This is a genomic window from Pseudomonas sp. MF7453 (genome assembly GCF_016405455.1).
In the GTDB taxonomy this organism is placed as follows: Bacteria; Pseudomonadota; Gammaproteobacteria; order Pseudomonadales; family Pseudomonadaceae; genus Aquipseudomonas; species Aquipseudomonas paralactis.
Map to the genome: position 1 here is coordinate 18,757 of NZ_JAEKCN010000005.1, position 19,066 is coordinate 37,822.

Genomic DNA, 19,066 nt, shown 5'->3' on the forward strand with positions numbered 1-19,066 from the left:
GACGTTATTCTGTCTGGGATTTTTTCCTACAAAGACTGCGAACCGCCGAATGCCAAACCTGACCCATCTAATCCAGCGCATCCTCGAACTGATCAAGCGCTACCCAGGGGTCATTGCACTCGGCGGTTTCATCTCGGGTGTGGGCAGCTTCATCCTGGTGGACCGCCAGCAAGGCATGGCCAGTTGGATCGCTGTCATCATGCTGGTGAGCTGGCTGTGGCTGATGCTGGAAAACAGCTTTACCCAACTGTTTGCCAAGCTCTTCAAGCGCGAGATCCCGGAACCGCTGCTGCGCTACGCCACGCAGATGATCCACCAGGAAAGCCTGTTCTTTGTGCTGCCGTTCTTTTTCGTCACCACGGCCTGGAACAGTGGCCAATCGCTGTTCACTGGCCTGCTGGGCGCGGCAGCATTGGTGTCGATCATCGACCCGCTGTACTACAAGTGGCTGGCGCCCAAGCGCTCGCTGTTCCTGGCCCTGCACACCCTGACCTTGTTTGCCGCATTGCTCACCGCGCTGCCAATCATCATGCACCTGACCACTGCCCAGAGTTACAAGCTGGCGCTGGGCGTGGCCATGGCCCTGTCGATCCCCAGCCTGGCGGTCAGCCTGCCGCTGCGCAGCCTCAAGGGCTGGGCAATGCTGCTGGGGGTAACGGCAGCGATCGGCTGCGCCGGCTGGTTCCTGCGCAGCTGGGTACCGCCGGCCACCCTGTGGATGACCGAAGTCGCCATCAGTACTCAACTGCAAGACCGCACCCCGGGCGATGACCTCAAGGAGGTCACTGCCGCCCAGTTGCGCAGCGGTGGCCTCTACGCCTACACCGCGATCAACGCGCCACGCGGGCTGGATGAGCGGATCTATCATGTGTGGAAATTCAACGGCAAGGAAGTCGACCGCATTGCCCTGGATATCCATGGTGGACGCAAGGAAGGCTATCGCGCCTGGACCCACAAGCAGAATTTCCCGGGCGACGCAGCCGGGCGCTGGCAAGTGCAGGTCCTCACCGAGGACGGCCAAGTGATCGGCGTCTTGCGCTTCAAGGTGATCGACACAGCACAAGCGGACAACCCAAAGTAGGTCAGATCGTGCTATTACGTAGCCATTGTGGATAGCCAAACAAGCTCGGAGCTTATGACCACTCGCACGACCGCAGGCGCAGCCCATCTTGATACGTCCAGCACCCCGCCCTCGCTGCGGATTACCGGTGACTGGACGCTTACCCACTACGCCAGCCTGAAAAAACTGTCGGATAAACTCGACGGCCAATACGACGCCGGCGCCCGCATCGACCTTAACGGCCTCGGTGCGCTGGATACCGCCGGTGCGTCATTGCTGGTAGAGCTGCTGGGCCCCGACCGCATCGAGCACTCCGCCGAGCAGACCGATTGCAGCCTGTCGGCTGCCGACCGGGCGCTGCTCAAGACGGTCTACCGCTCCCTCAATGATTTTTGCGTCCCGCTCAAAGAGCCGCAAGAAAGCGCCGGCATCCAAGTCCTGGCACGTATCGGCCGCGCCGTGGACACCGTCTGGCAAGACGCCAAGAAACTCCTGGGTTTTATCGGGCTGATTCTTGAAACCCTCGTACGCGGGATGTTTCGACCCAAGCGCTGGCGCCTTACACCGATGGTCGCCCATATCGAACAGACCGGTCTCGACGCCGCACCTATCGTGGCCCTCCTGACCTTTCTGGTGGGCGCGGTGGTGGCGTTTCTGGGCGCCACCGTGCTCAAGAGTTTTGGCGCGACGATTTTTACCGTGGACCTGGTGGCGTTTTCTTTCCTGCGTGAATTCGGCGTGCTGCTCACCGCGATCCTGATCGCTGGCCGCACCGCCAGTGCGTTCACCGCGCAAATCGGCTCAATGAAAGCCAACGAAGAAATCGACGCCATCCGCACCCTGGGCCTGGACCCGATGGAGCTGCTGGTACTGCCGCGGGTTCTGGCGCTGCTGGTGGCACTGCCGATGCTGACTTTCCTGGCGATGCTCTCGGGGATTGTCGGCGGTGGCGTGGTGTGTGCCGTCGCGCTGGATATTTCACCGGCGATGTTCCTCTCGCTGCTGCAATCGGACATCGGCGTTCAGCACTTTTTGGTGGGTATGGTGAAAGCGCCGATCTTTGCTTTCCTGATCGCGGCCATTGGTTGCCTGGAAGGCTTCAAGGTCAGCGGCAGCGCCGAATCAGTCGGCGCGCACACCACCTCCAGCGTGGTGCAGTCAATTTTTGTGGTGATCGTGCTGGATGCGGTCGCCGCGATGTTTTTCATGGAGATGGGCTGGTGAGTCGTCTACACCGTGCGCCCACTGAGGCGGTCATTGAGGTACGCGGCCTGTGCAACCGCTTTGGTAGCCAGAGTGTGCATGAAAACCTCGACCTGGATTTATACAAAGGCGAGATTCTGGCAGTGGTCGGCGGCTCCGGCAGCGGCAAGTCGGTGCTGTTGCGCAGCATCGTCGGCCTGCGTCGGCCCAGCGAAGGTGAAGTGCGGGTATTGGGCAAGAACCTGCCGAGCCTGCCTGAGCACGAACGCTCGCTGGTGGAGCGGCGCTTTGGTGTGCTGTTCCAGAAAGGCGCGCTGTTTTCCTCGCTGACCGTTACCGAGAACGTTGCCCTGCCATTGATCGAACACGCCGGCCTCAGCCGCGCCGACGCCGAGCACTTGGCGGCGGTCAAGCTGGCACTGGCCGGGCTGCCCTTGTCGGCGGCCGACAAATACCCGGCTTCGTTGTCCGGTGGCATGATCAAGCGGGCGGCCCTGGCTCGTGCGCTGGCACTGGACCCGGACATCCTGTTCCTCGACGAACCCACCGCCGGCCTCGACCCGATTGGCGCAGCGCAATTCGACCAACTGATCCTGACCCTGCGCGATGCGTTGGGCTTGAGCGTGTTCCTGGTTACCCACGACCTCGATACGCTGTACACCATCACCGACCGCGTGGCGGTGCTGGCGCAGAAGAAAGTGCTGGTGGCCGACGCCATTGATGTCGTCTCGGAAACGGACGACGCCTGGATTCACGAATATTTCCACGGCCCCCGAGGCCGCGCGGCATTGGATGCCGCTCAATCGCTCAACGAGGTATGACATGGAAACCCGAGCCCATCATGTGATGATCGGACTGTTCAGCGTAATTGTGGTGGTCGGCGCTATGCTCTTCGGCCTGTGGCTGGCCAAGTCCAGCGTCGACAGCGCCTTCCAGGATTACGAAGTGGTGTTCAACGAAGCGGTCAGCGGCCTGTCCCAGGGCAGTGCGGTGCAGTACAGCGGGATCAAGGTGGGCGACGTCACCAGCCTGCGCCTGGACCCCAAAGACCCGCGCCGCGTCCTCGCGCGCATCCGCCTGGCCGGGCAAACGCCGATCAAGGAAGACACCCAGGCCAAGCTGGCGCTGACCGGCATCACCGGTACCTCCATCATCCAGCTCAGCGGTGGCACCCCGCAAAGCCCGGAACTCAAGGGCAAGAACGGCAACCTGCCGGAAATCATCGCGTCCCCATCGCCCATCGCGCGCCTGCTCAATAACAGCAACGACCTGATGACCAGCGTCAACTTGCTGCTGCACAACGCCAACCACATGTTTTCCCGGGAAAACGTCGAACGCTTGAGCAACACCCTGGATAACCTGCAACAAACCACCGGTGCCATCGCCGAGCAACGCGGCGACATCAAGGTGGTGATGCAGCAACTGATGCAGGTGAGCAAACAGGCCGGTGCCGCGCTGGAGCAAACTACCGTACTGATGCGCAGCGCCAATGGCCTGCTCAACGAGCAAGGCAAGCAAGCGTTCGGCAGCGCCGAGCAAGCGATGAAATCCCTGGAACAAAGCACCGCCACCATCAACAGCTTGCTGACCAACAACCAGGACTCGGTGAACAGCGGTATGCAGGGCCTCAACGAACTGGCGCCAGCGGTGCGCGAGCTGCGTGAAACCCTCGGTTCGCTGCGCGCCATCTCTCGCCGCCTGGAAGCCAACCCCAGCGGTTACCTGCTGGGCAGTGACAAGAACAAGGAGTTCACGCCATGAAGCGTGCTTACCTGATGATCGCCCCTGTGGCCCTGGCACTGCTCAGCGCCTGCTCGATTCTGCCCAAGCCTGACCCGTCAGACGTGTACCGCCTGGTGTCCACCCAACCAACCACCCAAGGCACGCCGGTGAGTTGGTCGCTGCGCGTAGCCAAACCCCAGACCAGCGAGTTTCTCGACAGTCCACGCATTGCCGTGGTGCCTGACGGCAACCTGATCAGCAGCTATGCGAACTCACGCTGGAGCGACCCGGCACCGGTACTCTTACGCAACCGCCTGCTGGACGGCTTCCAACGCGATGGACGGGTAACGCTGCTGAGTACCGACGAGACCAACCTGCAAGCCGACTATGAGCTGGGCGGGCAGTTGCAGGCGTTTCAAAGTGAATACCGGGGTGGTGCGGTGGATGTGGTGATTCGCCTGGATGCGCGTTTGGTGCGCGGCAGCGATCAGCGGATTATTGCCAGCCGGCGGTTTGAGGTAAGGCAGCCGGTGGGTGACACCAAGGTGCCAGTAGTGGTGGCAGCCTTTGGTAAGGCCGGGGATCAGTTGAACAAGCAGGTGGTGGATTGGGTAGTGGCGCAGGGCAATACAGCACCTAGACGCTGAGGGCCTCATCGCAGGCAAGCCAGCTCCCACTTTTGAATGTATTCACAAATCAAAATGTGGGAGGGGGCTTGCCCCCGATAGCAATCCAAGGCTTAACCGAAGAACCAGTAGCACACCGCAATAGCCGCCACGACACCGGCAAACTCCGCCAGCAACGCACAGCCCACGGCATGTCGCGCCCGCTGAATCCCCACCGAACCAAAGTACACCGCCAACACATAGAACGTGGTCTCGGTACTGCCCTGTACCGTCGCCGCCACCAACGCCGGGAAGCTGTCCACGCCCTGGGTCTGCATGGTCTCGATCAACATCGCCCGTGCTGCACTGCCGGAGAACGGCTTGACCATCGCAGTCGGCAGCGCGTCGACAAACCGCGTATCCATGCCCGTCCAGGCCACCACGTGGCGAATCCCCTCCAGGCCGAAGTCCAACGCGCCCGAGGCCCGCAATACGCCCACCGCACACAGCATCGCCACCAGGTAGGGCAACAGGTTCTTGGCCACGTCGAAACCTTCCTTGGCGCCTTCGACAAAAGCCTCGTACACCTTGACCTTGCGCAGGGCGCCAATGACCAGGAACAGCATGATCAGGCCAAACAACGTGAGGTTGCCCAGGATCGACGACAAGCCGGCCAGCGCCGTTGCAGACAAGGTCGCCAGCAGCGCCATAAAGCCGCCCAGCACCAATGCGCCCGGAATCAGATAAGCCAGCACCACCGGGTCCCACAACCGCAGGCGCTGCATCACCGCCACCGACAGCAGGCCCACCAGCGTTGAGGCGCTGGTGGCCAGCAGGATCGGCAGAAACACCAGCGTCGGGTCGGCGGCGCCTTGCTGGGCGCGGTACATGAAGATGGTGACCGGCAACAGCGTCAGCGAGGATGCATTGAGCACCAGGAACAGGATCTGCGCGTTGCTCGCCGTGTTGGGGATGGGGTTGAGTTCCTGCAAGGCCTTCATGGCCTTCAGGCCGATGGGCGTGGCGGCGTTGTCCAGGCCCAGGCCGTTGGCGGCGAAGTTGAGGGTGATCAAGCCGATAGCAGGGTGACCGGCAGGCACTTCTGGCATCAGCCTTCGAAACAACGGGCCGAGCGCCTTGGCCAGCCAATCGACGATCCCGGCTTTTTCAGCGATACGCAAAAAGCCCAGCCACAAGGTCAGGGTGCCGAACAGCAGCACCATGACTTCCACCGACAATTTGGCCATTGCGAAAATGCTTTCCACCATCGCCGCAAAAATCCCGGCGTTACCGCCCACCAGCCATTGCGCCAGTGCTGACACCATTGCCACGACAAAGAAGCCAAGCCACAGGCCATTTAGCATCAGTTGAATCCCCCGAAAGATGGGGCGAATGATAGCGGGGCTGACAGAAACGACAAACCCCGGAATTACCCGGGGTTCGTGTCAGCGCATTCGTGCGATCAGCCGCGAGTGGTCTCGCCGGCCGGCAAAGTTTCCTTGCTGCGCCAGTGCGGCAGGGAGTTCCAGTAGCGCTCGCCCTTGGCGTCGTCGTACATGCCTTCCCAACGGGAGATGACCAGGACGGCCAGAGCGTTGCCGATCACGTTCAGTGCGGTACGCGCCATGTCCATCACACGGTCGACACCGGCGATAAACGCCAAGCCTTCCAGCGGAATGCCCACGCTGCCCAGGGTAGCCAGCAACACCACAAAGGAAACACCCGGCACGCCGGCGATACCTTTGGAGGTGACCATCAGGGTCAGTACCAGCATCAGCTGCTGGCCGATCGACAGGTCAATGCCATACAGCTGGGCGATAAAGATTGCCGCGATGCTCTGGTACAGGGTCGAGCCGTCGAGGTTGAACGAGTAACCGGTCGGCACCACGAAGCTGCAGATCGCCTTCGGCGCGCCGTAGGCCTCCATCTTCTCGATCACCCGTGGCAGCACGGTTTCGGAACTGGCAGTGGAGTAAGCCAGTACCAGCTCGTCCTTGAAGATGCGCATCACTTTCAGGATCGAGAAGCCAAACAGACGAGCGATCAGGCCCAGTACCGCAAAGGCGAAGAACAAGATGGCGACGTAAACCAGGATGACCAGCTTGGCCAGCGGCAGCAGCGAGGCAAAGCCGAAGTTGGCGACGGTCACTGCGATCAGGGCAAACACGCCGATAGGGGCGTACTTCATGATCATGTGGGTGACTTTGAACATGCTCTCGGACACGCCCTGGAACATGGTCACCAGCGGCTCTCGCAGCTCGGGCTTGAGGCTCGACAAGCCCAGGCCGAACAGCACCGAGAAGAAGATGATCGGCAGCATTTCGCCACGGGCAACCGCCGCGAAGATGTTCGAGGGGATCAGGTTGAGGATGGTTTCGATGAACGCATGTTCATGCTGCACCTCGGCGGCGGTCGCCTGGTACTTGGAGATGTCGACAGTACCCAGGGTACTCATGTCGATGCCGGCGCCCGGATGGAACAGGTTGGCCAGCAACAGGCCAACCACGATGGCGATGGTGGTGACTACTTCGAAGTAAAGGATGGTTTTGACGCCGATGCGACCGAGCTTTTTCGCGTCGCCCACTCCGGCAATGCCGACGATCAGCGAGGAAATCACAATCGGGATCACGATCATCTTGATCAGGCGGATAAAGATATCGCCCGCCGGCTGCAATACGTTGCTGATCCACCAGGCTTTTTCAGCACTGAAATGGTTGAGCACTGCACCGATTGCGATGCCCAGTACCAAACCGATGAGGATCTGCCAGGCGAGGCTTAGCTTTGCCTTCTTCATGTCATTACCCTTACTTCAAGTGGACTTATGGCAAATGCGCCAGCTGCAACGCCCGAAAGCGAAAAAGTGTGTGCATCTGCCTCCATGGAAGGTCACCGCAGCGTGGCCGAAATGGCTTACTGGTAGGCGAAAAAAGGCGCAACTATTCCCATGCAAGGGAGCGACGTCTAATGCCGTAAACGCCTACCCTATGCCGAATCGGCATGGCTTTTTTTAAAAATAATTGTCCAAACGGTCAGTTCGAATACGCCATTAAGGCGGGCGAATATGCCGTGAGGCTGCCAAATCAGGCTCGCTCAGTGATGCTGAACGACTTGCCGCGGTTGGCAAAAATGCGTGAGAAATCCACCACCTAGCACCAGAAATCTCCTATGGTGCGGATGAAAATTTCTCGATAGATGGTCGCGCCGACATACCCGGTAATGGTTGGCGAAAGGCAAAAAGCAAAATTGAGACTATGAGAGGCATGAAGCAAGACACATGAAGCGCGGGCATCAGAGTCGTAAGCCCGCCGCAAGTTCAGCAAGCTTGAGGTCTTGTGAACTTGCGTCGCAGCTTTTTGCCTGACCCGGCCCTTTCGCAGGCACTCCCTGTACCCGTAGGTCACGCCGATCTTGATTGATCAGAGCAACCCGGCCCCCTGGTCATGCACCACCCTTGGCGAGTGATGCAAACAGAAAGAAGCGAGGGGCTCCTTTCTATGGACGCCGGCTCCGTCAGACGGAACCTAGTACCAATTCGGATCTTTCTTTAACTGCTCCATCAGCAGCTTCTGCATGCCTTCGTCCGGTTTACCGATAAAACGGTAATCGGCGTGCCGCGTCGGGGACTTGTCTGCCGGCAAACCTGCCGGGACTTCCACCAACATGGCGTAGGCATCTTCCTTGTCCAGGCTGAAAGCAACGATCAGACGCTTGTTCAGGCAGGTGTCAGCGGTTTCGCAGAGCGGCCCGACCAAGTACTTGTCGCCATCTTCCTCAACAGCATTCATCTGCTCGGCCGAACCGGACAGGTTCATCACCCATTCCGGCATACGCTCTTCTTTCTTCACCACGCCTTGCCAGGTTTCACGGTATTGCGCATCCGCACTGAGCAATTCGTTTGCCCGGGATTGCCCGTCATTGGCGGCAATTGCCAGGCCGCTGCCACCCAAGAGCAGGGCGGCAGCCATGGCTTTAAAAGGCAGAGAGGTCATATTCAACCTCGGCCTTTGCGGCCAAAGAAGAACGAAGCAATGAACATCACCAGGAAGACGACAAACAGGATCTTGGCGATGCCGGTGGCGGTGCCAGCGATACCACCGAAGCCCAGGACTGCAGCGACAATGGCGATGATCAGAAAGGTGATTGCCCAACTCAACATGGTGATTCTCCTTATGCTTCTATAGAGGTAACAGCGGTAGTGCCGTGCAGCCGCTCAACACAAGCGGCGTTTAGTGCCTAGAACACCCAGCGTTCTTGAGCAGGTAGCTCGTCCAGAGTCGAATCCTGGTCGACCAGGCTCAATTGCGGGGCGGTTACATTAGCGCTGGCGCTGCCAATGGAACGGAAGTGGGTCTGGGTCATCACCGGACGCTCAAATTGCGGGGTTGGCTGCTCGCTCTGCTGCCAGTGCTGCATCTGCTGACCGCCAATCAGCGTGACCATCAAGGCCAGGCTGGCAAACAGGCCCTGCTGCATACGCAGCGGCGATACACGCAATTGGCTTAGGCTTTGGCGAGTCATGCTGTATTTCTCCCGCATTCTGATTATTCGTTCATGACGCTCTTGGGAGAGATATTGCAGAGTACATGCCAGCTTTATTGCAAAATAAAACACAATAAAATCAATGAGTTACCAATCAATCCACAATTCGCCACCCAGCATCCTGCACGATGCCTGTAGAGATGCCGTGCGAAATGCACGATGGTCGGTGGTCGGGTCAAGGGATCGAATGCGCCTGTCCAGTTGCCGAAGTGGCGAGAGGGCATGAAAAGGCCATTAGCTGGAACCTTGTAGGAAGGCCTGCAGATACCTACACGAAGATGCCTTTTATGAATCAGAATAAACCATGCAACTTGCCCGATTATTCCGGGACTAAACACCATCTTATTTAATAGTTAAGGAGCGCAGGACAGATGGATTCAGCCAAGGAGCTTCAAGGCCGCATTCTTTTAGTGGATGACGAATCCGCAATTCTGCGCACGTTCCGTTATTGCCTGGAAGACGAGGGCTACACCGTTGCCACCGCCAACAGCGCCGCCCAGGCCGATGCCCTGATGCAGCGCCAGGTGTTCGACCTGTGCTTTCTGGACTTGCGTCTGGGAGAGGACAACGGCCTGGACGTACTCGCGCAGATGCGTATCCAGGCGCCGTGGATGCGTGTGGTGATCGTCACGGCCCACTCCGCCGTGGATACCGCCGTGGACGCCATCCAGGCCGGTGCCGCCGACTATCTCGTTAAACCCTGCAGCCCCGACCAATTGCGCCTGGCGACCGCCAAGCAATTGGAAGTACGCCAGCTCTCTGCGCGACTCGAAGCTCTGGAAGGCGCCGTGCGCCAACCCAAGGATGGCCTCGACTCTCACAGCCCATCGATGATGGTGGTACTGGAAACCGCCCGCCAAGTGGCCGGGACCGATGCAAATATCTTGATCCTCGGCGAGTCCGGCACCGGTAAAGGTGAGCTGGCCCGCGCCATTCACGGCTGGAGCAAACGCTCCAAGAAGTCTTGCGTGACCATCAACTGCCCGTCTTTGACCGCCGAGCTGATGGAAAGCGAACTGTTCGGCCACAGCCGCGGCGCGTTCACCGGCGCCAGTGAAAGCACGCTGGGTCGAGTTAACCAGGCCGATGGCGGCACGTTGTTTCTTGACGAGATCGGCGATTTTCCACTCACGTTGCAACCCAAGTTGCTGCGCTTTATTCAAGATAAGGAATATGAACGTGTGGGCGACCCGGTCACCCGCCGCGCCGACGTGCGTATTCTCGCGGCCACCAACCTGAACCTGGAAGACATGGTGCGCGACGGCCGCTTCCGGGAAGACTTGTTGTACCGCCTCAACGTCATCACCTTGCACCTGCCACCGTTGCGCGAACGCAGTGAAGACATCCTCACCCTGGCCGACCGCTTCCTGGCACGCTTCGTCAAGGAATACGCGCGCCCCGCGCGTGGCTTCAGTGATCAGGCCCGTGAAGCGCTGCTCAACTATCGTTGGCCCGGCAATATCCGCGAGCTGCGTAACGTCGTGGAACGCGCCAGCATCATCTGCCCCCAGGAAAAGGTAGAGATCAGTCATTTGGGGATGGCCGAGCAACCGACCAACAATGCACCTCGTATCGGTGCGGCGTTGAGCCTGGACGAGCTGGAAAAAGCCCATATCGGCGCCGTGCTCGCTACCAGTGACACCTTGGATCAAGCAGCCCGCACCCTCGGCATCGACGCGTCGACCCTGTACCGCAAACGCAAACAGTACAACCTGTGAGCAGGACCTTATGAAGCTCGCGATGAAACTGCGCACTCGGTTATTTCTGAGCATTTCAGCGCTGATCACCGTGGCCTTGCTGGGGTTGATCCTGGGCCTGGTCAGCGTCATGCAAATGGCCAAGACCCAGGAATCGCTGATCCGCAGTAACTTCATCACCCTGGACCTGGGGCTCAAGTTGCGTCAGAGCCTGGGCGACCAGCTGATCATGATGCTGGAGAAACGCCCCGACCCTGAGGCCCTGCGGGCCTCCAAGCAGCATTATTTCGACCTGCTGGACCAAGGCATCGCCCATGAACAGTCGGCCGGTATAAGCCATGGCTTCGGCCAGGCACGCTCCGATTACCAGAACCTGCTCGACGCATTCGACCAGTCCCAACAGGAACCACCGCCGCCGGGCAGCAAGGAAAAAATCACTGAAACCTTCAACATATTGCGCAACGGACTGATCGCCGATCACAAGCAGGCGCTGGAGAACATCAGCGCCAGCGAGCACAAGTCCCGTGAGCGTGCGCTATTGATCGCAGGGCTGCTCGGGTTGGTGGGCCTTGCAGTGCTGATCATTGGCTTTGTGACGGCCCATGGCATCGCGCGACGCTTTGGCGGGCCGATCGAGGCACTGGCCAAAGCCGCCGACAAGATCGGGCAGGGCGATTTTGAAGTGACCCTGCCTATCTCCTCGGCAGCGGAGATGAATCAGCTGACCCGCCGTTTCGGCATCATGGCCGAAGCGTTGCGCCAGCATCAGGCCACCAATGTCGATGAACTGCTGGCCGGCCAACAGCGCCTGCAAGCGGTGCTCGACAGCATTGATGACGGCCTGCTGATGATTGATCGCCAGGGCTGCCTGGAGCACCTCAACCCGGTTGCACAGCGCCAACTGGGCTGGGACGAGGAACGCCTCGGTCAAGGCCTGGGCGAAGCTCTGGGTCGCGCAGAGATGGATGAACAACTGCAACTGGTGCTGCGCGGCGGCAACCTGGAGCGGGCGCCGGAGGATCTGGAAGTGGAAGTCGAGGGCGAACTGCGCCTGCTGACCTACAGCCTGACCCCTGTGAGCCATACCCAGGGCCATATTCTGGGGGCGGTGATGGTGCTGCACGACGTTACCGAACAGCGCGCTTTCGAGCGAGTACGCAGCGAGTTCGTGTTACGCGCCTCTCACGAGCTACGTACACCGGTGACCGGCATGCACATGGCCTTCGGGCTGTTTCGCGAGCGAGCCAAGTTCCCCGCGGAGTCCCGTGAAGCGGACCTGCTGGATACGGTCAACGAAGAAATGCAGCGCCTGATGCAGCTGATCAACGATTTGCTCAACTTCTCGCGCTACCAGAACGGCCTGCAAAAACTCACCCTGGGCGCCTGCGATGTGACCGACCTGCTGGAACATGCCCGGGCACGATTCGCCGAACCCGCCAATGCACAGCACATTGAATTGCTGGTGGAAGCCCAGCCGGAGCTGCCGCGACTGTATGCCGACCGGGTGCAACTGGAGCGCGTGCTCGACAATTTGCTCGGCAACGCGTTGCGCCACACCGCCGAAGGCGGACAGATCCGCCTGCAGGCACGGCGTCATGGCGAGCGGGTGATTATCAGTGTTGAGGACAACGGCGAAGGCATCGCCTATGGGCAACAAGGGCGAATCTTCGAGCCCTTTGTGCAGGTGGGTCGAAAGAAAGGCGGCGCGGGCCTGGGGCTGGCCTTGTGCAAGGAGATCGTGCAATTGCACGGCGGCCGCATGGGCGTGTATTCACGGCCGGGGCAGGGTACGCAGTTCTATATGGCCTTACCCCTGTAGGAGCGAGCTTGCTCGCGAAGAACCTCAACGATAACGCTGTGCTGTCAGGCAGCCCGCGTCGTCTATGCGTTCTTCGCGAGCAAGCTCGCTCCTGCCTGTACGCCATCAACGGTGATTCAAGGCCCGCAGGATCGCGGCGCTTTCAGCATCCGGGGTGCCATCAAACAGTGACGGGCGAAAGCGCATCTGGAACGCGGCGATCACGTGTCGCGTGGCCACATCCAGCTCCCCGGTCTGCGGCGTCTGGTAGCCCAGGCGAGCCAGTTCTTCCTGGAACCAGGTGATGCTCGGCAGCTGAGCGGCGTACTGCACCTGGAACCGTGCCACGGCCTGGGCATCCGGCCATACGGCCAGGCCTTCTGCGGCCAAACGCTTCCAGGGGAACAGCGGCCCTGGGTCGAGTTTGCGCAGTGGGGCAATGTCGCTATGCCCGATGATGTTCTTGGGGTCGATGCCATTACGCTTGCTGATGTCCTTGAGCAGCACGATCAGCGACTGCACCTGTGCTTCGGAATACGGGTACCACACACGCCCTGTCGGCGTATCGCGGAACCCCGGATTGACGATTTCGATGCCGATGGAGCTCGAATTGAGCCAGGTGCGTCCCGCCCACTCGCTTTCCCCCGCGTGCCAGGCGCGCTGGCTTTCATCCACCAGCTTGTAGATGGTGCCTGAGGCGTCGTCGCCGATCAGATAATGGCTGCTCACCTGGCCATGGGTCAGCAAGGCCAGCGAGCGTTCCAGGTTGGTCGAGGTGTAATGCACGACGACGAACTGCACGCGGTTGTCGTGGTTCACCGACGGGTGGCTGGTATTCAGACGCGGGCCGCTGGCGCAACCGGCGAGCAGGAGAAACACAAAAGCAATAGACAAGGATTTCATGGCAGGAGCATTACACTGAGAGACGATAATGCAACAGTGTAACGTAACGTAATTCGCGCGGCGGTCAAATTACAAAATGGAACATCTTTTAGGCCGCCTGCACTTGATTGCGTCCCGCTGCCTTGGCCCTGTAAAGCGCTTCATCGGCACGCTTGAGGGCCATGTCGCTGCGCTCGCCAGGTTGAAACTGCGCCACGCCCATGGACACTGTGATCGTCACCGGCTCGCCTTTGAAGTGGAACGGGCAAGCTTCGATGGCAGCGCGCATTACTTGAGCGACGGCCAAGGCATCCGCCAGGGTTGAGTCGGGCATCAACAGCACGAACTCTTCACCGCCAAAACGCGCGATGAAGTCGCTGGGCCGCAGGCGCTTGCTCAGCACATTGGCGATGATCTTGAGCACCTTGTCGCCCGCCAGATGACCATAGCCATCGTTGATGCGCTTGAAATGATCCAGGTCGAGCATGGCCAGCGACAGGCTGTTGCCCTGCTGATGCCAGGCGTTGACCTCGTGATCCAGGCGCTCACTCCACGCTGCCCGGTTGGGCAAACCAGTCAGTGGATCGAGCAAGGCCTTCTGACGCTGTACCTCCAGATGCTCACGGTAGCCCTGGGCTTCCTGCTCCATGTTGGCCACACGCTCAGCCAGGGCTTTGAGGCGCGCAGCCACTTCCTGTTCACGTTGATCACGCTGCTGCTGATGCTCGTCCATCGTCCCGAGCAAGCCCTCAAGATGGCTTTCAAGCACCTGCTTGAGGCTGTCCAGATCGGCGGCTTCCTGCACGCTGCTTTGCAAGCCGTCGACCTGTTCACGAATCTGCGTATCCAGCTCCCGCGCGGCCAGGCTGCTATCGGCGTGGCCCTCGCTGGCGACCTGCAGGTGGCCCTGGAATGCCTCAAGGCGCTCGTTGAGTTGCTTGAGATAAGCCTCGAACTCATGCTGGCCACTGTCGGTGATCGCCAGCATCAGCACAGCCAGGTCATCCAGAATTGGGATTAGCTCGTACCAATTCAAGCCGTGGGCAAGACGCTCGCGCATGGCTTGCGCCTGGGGCCGATGACGTTCAGGCAGGGACAGGTCTTCCAACAGACCCAGTAACGTATCTTCGATGTGCTTGGCTACCGAGCTGTAGGACGGCTCAGGCGAGTCGGGCAGGGCGTATATTGCATCGGACTGCAGCTCGTCTGGCTCGGGAGTTTCCAACACAGGCGGGAGAGACAGGCTACCTATGCTGGTTTGATCCGGCGCCTCGACTTGAACCGGCGGTGCTTCAATAAAGGCGGCGAGCGCGCTTTCAGGGGCCGGCTCTTCTATCGGCGGCTCAGGGGTCTGCGCAGGTGAAGCAATCGGCTCTACTGGAGGCGGTGCCTCGAATACAAAGGTGTCGCGGGCCGCTTCCAGCGGGGCCTGCACTACCGGCTCAGAGGTGGGAGCAAGCGGCGTTTGTGGTTGCGGGGCAAAGGCACGCAAGGCCTGGGTCAATTCTTCGGACTGTGCGGGCTCCTGCGGTTCGGGCGCCGGTGGCGGCGCAGCTGGCTTTGACGGCGCCGACTGCGCTGTGGGCAATGGCGCAGCGTCAACCTGCGGCGCTTCACTCGATCCATCCTTGCTGCCAAACAGCCGTTGCAGCAGCCCAGGACCTGCGCGCGAGGTATCGCTTTCAGGCTCCAGATTATTCAGCGCCTGCCCTTGCAGGCTGCTTAGCTCGCTGAGCAACAGCGGTATCTCCCGCGCTTGGCCGACGCGGCTATCGAGCTGCTTGGCGAAGGCTTTCAGCGGGCGGGCTACCTCGCGCGGCAAGGCAAGCTTTTGCAACTGAGCAACCAGGGCCGTGAGTGCGGTGCTGATCTGGTCAACCCGGGTTTCGCGACGCTGCTCGGAATCCAGCACGGCCTTTTCCAGGCGCGGCAACAGTGCGGCGAGGGCGGCGTCCATGTCGTCGGTACGCACCACATCACGCATTTCCTTCATGCATTGATCAACAGCGCGGTCAGTCCCTTCAGCGGCCAGGGTGCTGCGTACCAGGCCGCGGCGCAGCAGGTCGAGGCGGGCGGCCCAGCGGCGTTCGAGCTTGTCTTGTTGCTCGATGCTCTTAAGGTATTTCTCTTTCCAGCGCTGGGCGTCGTCGCTCATGCAAGAGGTCCGCGAGGGCCTGGGCTCAACGCGGGTAATGCATCAGCCGTAAGCGAACCCGGCAGACGAATCTCTACCGCGACGGGCAGGTGATCGGAAATGGGCTGCGCCAGTACCCGCACACTTTCCAGTGTAAGGCTCGGGCTGAGCAGGATGTGGTCAAGGCAGCGCTGCGGGCGCCAGCTGGGAAATGTGGCTTCGACTTGCGGAGCCAACAGGCCCAGGTCGCGCAGCGGGGAATTCTGCAACAGGTCGTTGGCATGGGTGTTCATGTCACCCATCAACACCTGGTGCTTGTAATGGCCAATCAGGTCGCGCACATAGGCAAGTTGCAGGTTGCGGGTACGTCCGCCGAGTGCCAGGTGCATCATTACTACCACCAAGGCTTCGGGACCTTCACCGAAACGCACCAGGATCGCACCGCGGCCTTTGGGCCCCGGCAGCGGGTGATCCTCGATGACGGTCGGCTTCAAGCGGCTGAGCACACCATTACTGTGCTGTGCCAGGCGCCCCAGGTTGCGGTTGAGCTGCTGGTACCAGTAGGGGAACGCGCCAAGTTGGGCAAGATGCTCCACCTGGTTGATGTAGCCCGAGCGCAGGCTGCCGCCGTCGGCCTCCTGCAAGGCGACCAGGTCGAAGTCGCTGAGCAGGTCGCCGATCTTTTGCAGGTTACCGGTACGCCCCTTGTGCGGCAGAACGTGCTGCCAGCCACGGGTGAGGTAGTGCCGATATTTCTCGGTACTGTTGCCCACCTGAATATTGAAGCTGAGCAGGCGCAAGCGGCTGTCTGCCGGCAGGTCCGTGGCTTGCAGGTGGTGTTCGTTGACCTGCGGCTCGTGCAGGCCAACGACGCGTTCGGTACCCCAACGGCGCATGGCGGGCCCCTTACTTGGCTGCGCGCTCTTTGGCGATCAATTGGTCGGCAACATTGAGGACCGCTTCAGGACCACCGGCAGTGCCCAGGTCGAAACGGTATTTGCCGTTGACGATCAGGGTTGGAACGCCTTGCACACCGTACTTCTGCGCGAGTTCCTTGGCCTGCTTGATCTGGCCCTGGATGGCGAAGGAGTTGAACGTGGCCAGGAACTTGTCCTTGTCCACACCCTGGGTGGCGACGAAGTCAGCCATTTCGTCCGGCTTGGTCAGGCGCTTGCCTTGTTTCTGGATGGCTTCGAAGACGGCGTTGTGAACCTTATGTTCCACACCCATGGCTTCAAGGGTCAGGAACAGTTGGCCGTGGGCATCCCATGGGCCGCCGAACATGGCGGGAAGGCGACGGAAGTTAACGTCCTTGGGCAGCTTTTCGGCCCATGGGTTGATGGTCGGCTCAAAAGCGTAGCAATGCGGGCAGCCGTACCAGAACAGCTCCACCACTTCGATCTTGCCGGGTACCGAAACCGGTACAGGGTTAGCCAATTCAACGTAGGTTTTACCGGCTTCAAGCGGCACGTCGGCAGCTTGTGCGGTCATGCCGAAGAGGCTGGCAGTGACGAGAGCGGCGCTGAGGATCAGATTACGCATGCTTTACTCCTGGACAAATAAAGTCGCCTCACGCGACCTTTGTTGTGACAGGTCTACGCGGGCATGAGTTCGTTAGTGTAACGGCAGCGGCCACAAAAAAGGGCGGCCATAGCCACCCTTTTTATGCTTGCATCGCGGGATTAATCGAGCGTTAACGTCGAGCCCCGTCAGTGCAGGCCCTGGATATAACTGGAGAGGGCTGCAATGTCTTCATCGCTCAGCTTGCGAGCAATGGTGCGCATGGTCATTGCGTCACCATCATTGGCCCGGCCGGCTTCTTCTTTACGGAAGTCAGTCAATTGCTTGGCGATATAGGTGGCGTGCTGTCCGCTCAGGTGCGGGAAGCCCGCGGCGGCGTTGCCTGCGCCATTTGGCGAGTGGCAACCGGTGCAAGCAGGCAAGCCTTTTTCCAGGTCACCACCACGGAACAGCTTCTCTCCGCGGGCTACCAATTTAGGATCAGCAGCTCCCACACTGCCTTTCTGGCTGGCAAAATACGCTGCGAGGTCCGCCAGGTCCTGATCGTTGAGATTGGTCAGCAGGCCGGTCATTTCCAGCACCGTGCGCTTGCCGTCCTTGATGTCGTGCATCTGCTTGGTCAGGTAACGTTCACCCTGGCCGGCCAGTTTGGGGAAGTTCGGCGCCGGGCTGTTGCCATCCGGCCCGTGGCAGGCACCACACACGGCGGCTTTCGCTTGACCGGCAGTGGCATCACCTTTGACGGGGCCCTCTGCAGCGACGCCAGCGCCTGTGATGCCCAAGGTCAACAGCAGACTCACGATCAGTTTGTTCATCAGCTAATCCAACTACGGCTAAGGGTTTAAGAGTTATCTACCGGGTTTACTCACCGCCAACTCAATGACGGCCTGGTAATCCTCAGTACTGCAGTCCATGCACAAACCACGCGGCGGCATTGCCTTGAAACCCTGGGTCACGCGCTGCATCAGCGTGACCACACAAACTCGGTTGTACAGCGCTTGTGGATCCTGTGTAGCCTGAGCGCCGTAAAGCGGGTTCAGGACACCAAAAGCGGCAACCATTGAGGCCATACATCGACCTTTTCAGGGTTTGAGAGCGTTTTGCGTTCTAATGCGCAATAAAGGTCTTTCGCTCCCGTGAGCTTCATCCTTCGCTGGGACAAAGCACACACAAAATCTGCGGCATTATATACTGGCGCTACTGAAACGGAAACGACACCGCTTGCCGCACCCTTTTTCGGCACCGCCCACATCGGAAATCTCATGCAACTCAAGAATCCCATCCTCGGCCTGTGCCAACAGTCCACGTTCATGCTCAGCGCCGCCAAAGTGGACCAATGCCCCGATGACGAGGGCTTTGAAGTCGCCTTTGCCGGCCGTTCCAACGCTGGCAAATCCAGCGCACTGAACACCCTGACCCACGCCAGCCTGGCGCGCACCTCGAAAACCCCGGGTCGCACGCAACTGCTCAATTTCTTCAAGCTAGACGATGATCGGCGTCTGGTCGACCTGCCGGGCTACGGTTATGCAAAAGTACCTATCCCGCTGAAGCTGCACTGGCAGCGTCACCTGGAGGCTTACCTGGGTGGCCGGGAGAGTTTGAAGGGTCTGATTCTGATGATGGATATCCGCCATCCGATGACTGACTTCGACCTGCTGATGCTCGATTGGGCGGTCGCCAGCGGCATGCCGATGCATATCCTGCTCACCAAAGCCGACAAGCTCACCTACGGCGCAGCCAAGAACACCCTGCTCAAAGTGCAGTCCGAGATCCGTAAGGGCTGGGGCGATACCATCACTATCCAACTGTTCTCGGCGCCAAAGCGCATGGGCCTGGAAGAGGCTTACACCGTGCTGGCCGGCTGGATGGAATTGGCGGACAAAGGCGCGGAAGTCACCGAGTAAC

At 60.0% G+C, this 19,066-nt stretch carries 19 protein-coding genes; 8 read left to right on the top strand and 11 right to left on the bottom strand.

Annotated features, from left to right (window positions below; translation table 11 throughout):
- Nucleotides 1–49 precede the first annotated feature (49 nt).
- From JFT63_RS09470 to JFT63_RS09490, 5 genes are read left to right on the top strand one after another with little or no spacing between them, the layout of a single operon-like run.
- The gene (locus JFT63_RS09470; protein ID WP_057701776.1) at nt 50–1,081 is read left to right on the top strand and encodes a DUF5924 family protein; all 1,032 of its coding nucleotides are present in this window, start codon (nt 50–52) and stop codon (nt 1,079–1,081) included.
- Between the two features lie 54 nt (nt 1,082–1,135).
- Nucleotides 1,136–2,284, top strand: coding sequence for an ABC transporter permease (locus JFT63_RS09475; RefSeq protein ID WP_186558998.1), 1,149 nt, complete (start codon nt 1,136–1,138; stop codon nt 2,282–2,284).
- A complete protein-coding gene (locus JFT63_RS09480; protein WP_057701778.1) occupies nt 2,281–3,084 on the top strand; it encodes an ABC transporter ATP-binding protein in 804 nt (267 codons plus the stop codon). The genes JFT63_RS09475 and JFT63_RS09480 overlap by 4 nt, the downstream gene beginning before the upstream one ends.
- 1 nt (nt 3,085) lies before the next feature.
- The gene (locus JFT63_RS09485) at nt 3,086–4,024 is read left to right on the top strand and encodes an MlaD family protein (RefSeq protein ID WP_198843843.1); all 939 of its coding nucleotides are present in this window, start codon (nt 3,086–3,088) and stop codon (nt 4,022–4,024) included.
- Complete coding sequence (locus tag JFT63_RS09490) at nt 4,021–4,632, top strand: ABC-type transport auxiliary lipoprotein family protein (protein ID WP_057701780.1); 612 nt, start codon at nt 4,021–4,023, stop codon at nt 4,630–4,632. The genes JFT63_RS09485 and JFT63_RS09490 overlap by 4 nt, the downstream gene beginning before the upstream one ends.
- Nucleotides 4,633–4,724: 92 nt before the next feature.
- On the opposite strand, the gene JFT63_RS09495 is transcribed toward JFT63_RS09490, so the two are convergent.
- The 5 genes from JFT63_RS09495 to JFT63_RS09515 all read right to left on the bottom strand — a co-directional run bounded on the left by JFT63_RS09495 (nt 4,725) and on the right by JFT63_RS09515 (nt 9,108).
- The gene (locus JFT63_RS09495) at nt 4,725–5,954 is read right to left on the bottom strand and encodes a nucleoside recognition domain-containing protein (protein ID WP_057701781.1); all 1,230 of its coding nucleotides are present in this window, start codon (nt 5,952–5,954) and stop codon (nt 4,725–4,727) included.
- Between the two features lie 98 nt (nt 5,955–6,052).
- Nucleotides 6,053–7,384: a glutamate/aspartate:proton symporter GltP gene (gltP, locus tag JFT63_RS09500; RefSeq protein ID WP_057701782.1), complete on the bottom strand. Its 1,332-nt coding sequence runs from the start codon at nt 7,382–7,384 to the stop codon at nt 6,053–6,055.
- A gap of 727 nt (nt 7,385–8,111) precedes the next feature.
- Entirely contained in the window at nt 8,112–8,579 is a 468-nt protein-coding gene (locus JFT63_RS09505; RefSeq protein WP_057701783.1) for an inhibitor of vertebrate lysozyme family protein, read from the bottom strand.
- Nucleotides 8,580–8,581: 2 nt separating this feature from the next.
- A complete protein-coding gene (locus tag JFT63_RS09510; protein WP_003187386.1) occupies nt 8,582–8,746 on the bottom strand; it encodes a DUF1328 domain-containing protein in 165 nt (54 codons plus the stop codon).
- A gap of 77 nt (nt 8,747–8,823) precedes the next feature.
- Nucleotides 8,824–9,108, bottom strand: coding sequence for a hypothetical protein (locus JFT63_RS09515; protein ID WP_057701784.1), 285 nt, complete (start codon nt 9,106–9,108; stop codon nt 8,824–8,826).
- Nucleotides 9,109–9,500: 392 nt separating this feature from the next.
- Here JFT63_RS09515 and algB point away from each other — a divergent pair, with 392 nt between their 5' ends.
- The gene (algB, locus tag JFT63_RS09520) at nt 9,501–10,847 is read left to right on the top strand and encodes a sigma-54-dependent response regulator transcription factor AlgB (RefSeq protein WP_032878543.1); all 1,347 of its coding nucleotides are present in this window, start codon (nt 9,501–9,503) and stop codon (nt 10,845–10,847) included.
- Between the two features lie 10 nt (nt 10,848–10,857).
- The gene (locus JFT63_RS09525; protein ID WP_198707108.1) at nt 10,858–12,645 is read left to right on the top strand and encodes an ATP-binding protein; all 1,788 of its coding nucleotides are present in this window, start codon (nt 10,858–10,860) and stop codon (nt 12,643–12,645) included.
- A gap of 105 nt (nt 12,646–12,750) precedes the next feature.
- Here the strand turns inward: JFT63_RS09525 and JFT63_RS09530 are convergent, their stop codons facing one another.
- The 6 genes from JFT63_RS09530 to JFT63_RS09555 form a co-directional block, all read right to left on the bottom strand.
- Nucleotides 12,751–13,527 carry an N-acetylmuramoyl-L-alanine amidase gene (locus JFT63_RS09530; protein ID WP_057701786.1) on the bottom strand — a complete coding sequence of 259 codons (777 nt, stop codon included), beginning with the start codon at nt 13,525–13,527 and terminating at the stop codon, nt 12,751–12,753.
- An 88-nt stretch (nt 13,528–13,615) separates the two neighbouring features.
- Complete coding sequence (locus JFT63_RS09535; RefSeq protein WP_057701787.1) at nt 13,616–15,661, bottom strand: GGDEF domain-containing protein; 2,046 nt, start codon at nt 15,659–15,661, stop codon at nt 13,616–13,618.
- Nucleotides 15,658–16,536 (bottom strand): endonuclease/exonuclease/phosphatase family protein, encoded by an 879-nt coding sequence (locus JFT63_RS09540; protein ID WP_057701788.1) that lies wholly within the window; start codon nt 16,534–16,536, stop codon nt 15,658–15,660. The genes JFT63_RS09535 and JFT63_RS09540 overlap by 4 nt, the downstream gene beginning before the upstream one ends.
- Nucleotides 16,537–16,546: 10 nt before the next feature.
- Nucleotides 16,547–17,182, bottom strand: coding sequence for a thiol:disulfide interchange protein DsbA (gene dsbA / locus JFT63_RS09545; protein WP_057701789.1), 636 nt, complete (start codon nt 17,180–17,182; stop codon nt 16,547–16,549).
- Between the two features lie 167 nt (nt 17,183–17,349).
- Entirely contained in the window at nt 17,350–17,976 is a 627-nt protein-coding gene (locus JFT63_RS09550) for a c-type cytochrome (RefSeq protein ID WP_057701790.1), read from the bottom strand.
- Between the two features lie 33 nt (nt 17,977–18,009).
- Nucleotides 18,010–18,231 (bottom strand): hypothetical protein, encoded by a 222-nt coding sequence (locus JFT63_RS09555; protein ID WP_005783453.1) that lies wholly within the window; start codon nt 18,229–18,231, stop codon nt 18,010–18,012.
- 192 nt (nt 18,232–18,423) lie between these two features.
- Here JFT63_RS09555 and yihA point away from each other — a divergent pair, with 192 nt between their 5' ends.
- Nucleotides 18,424–19,065 (top strand): ribosome biogenesis GTP-binding protein YihA/YsxC, encoded by a 642-nt coding sequence (yihA, locus tag JFT63_RS09560; protein WP_198843844.1) that lies wholly within the window; start codon nt 18,424–18,426, stop codon nt 19,063–19,065.
- Nucleotide 19,066: the final 1 nt, after the last annotated feature.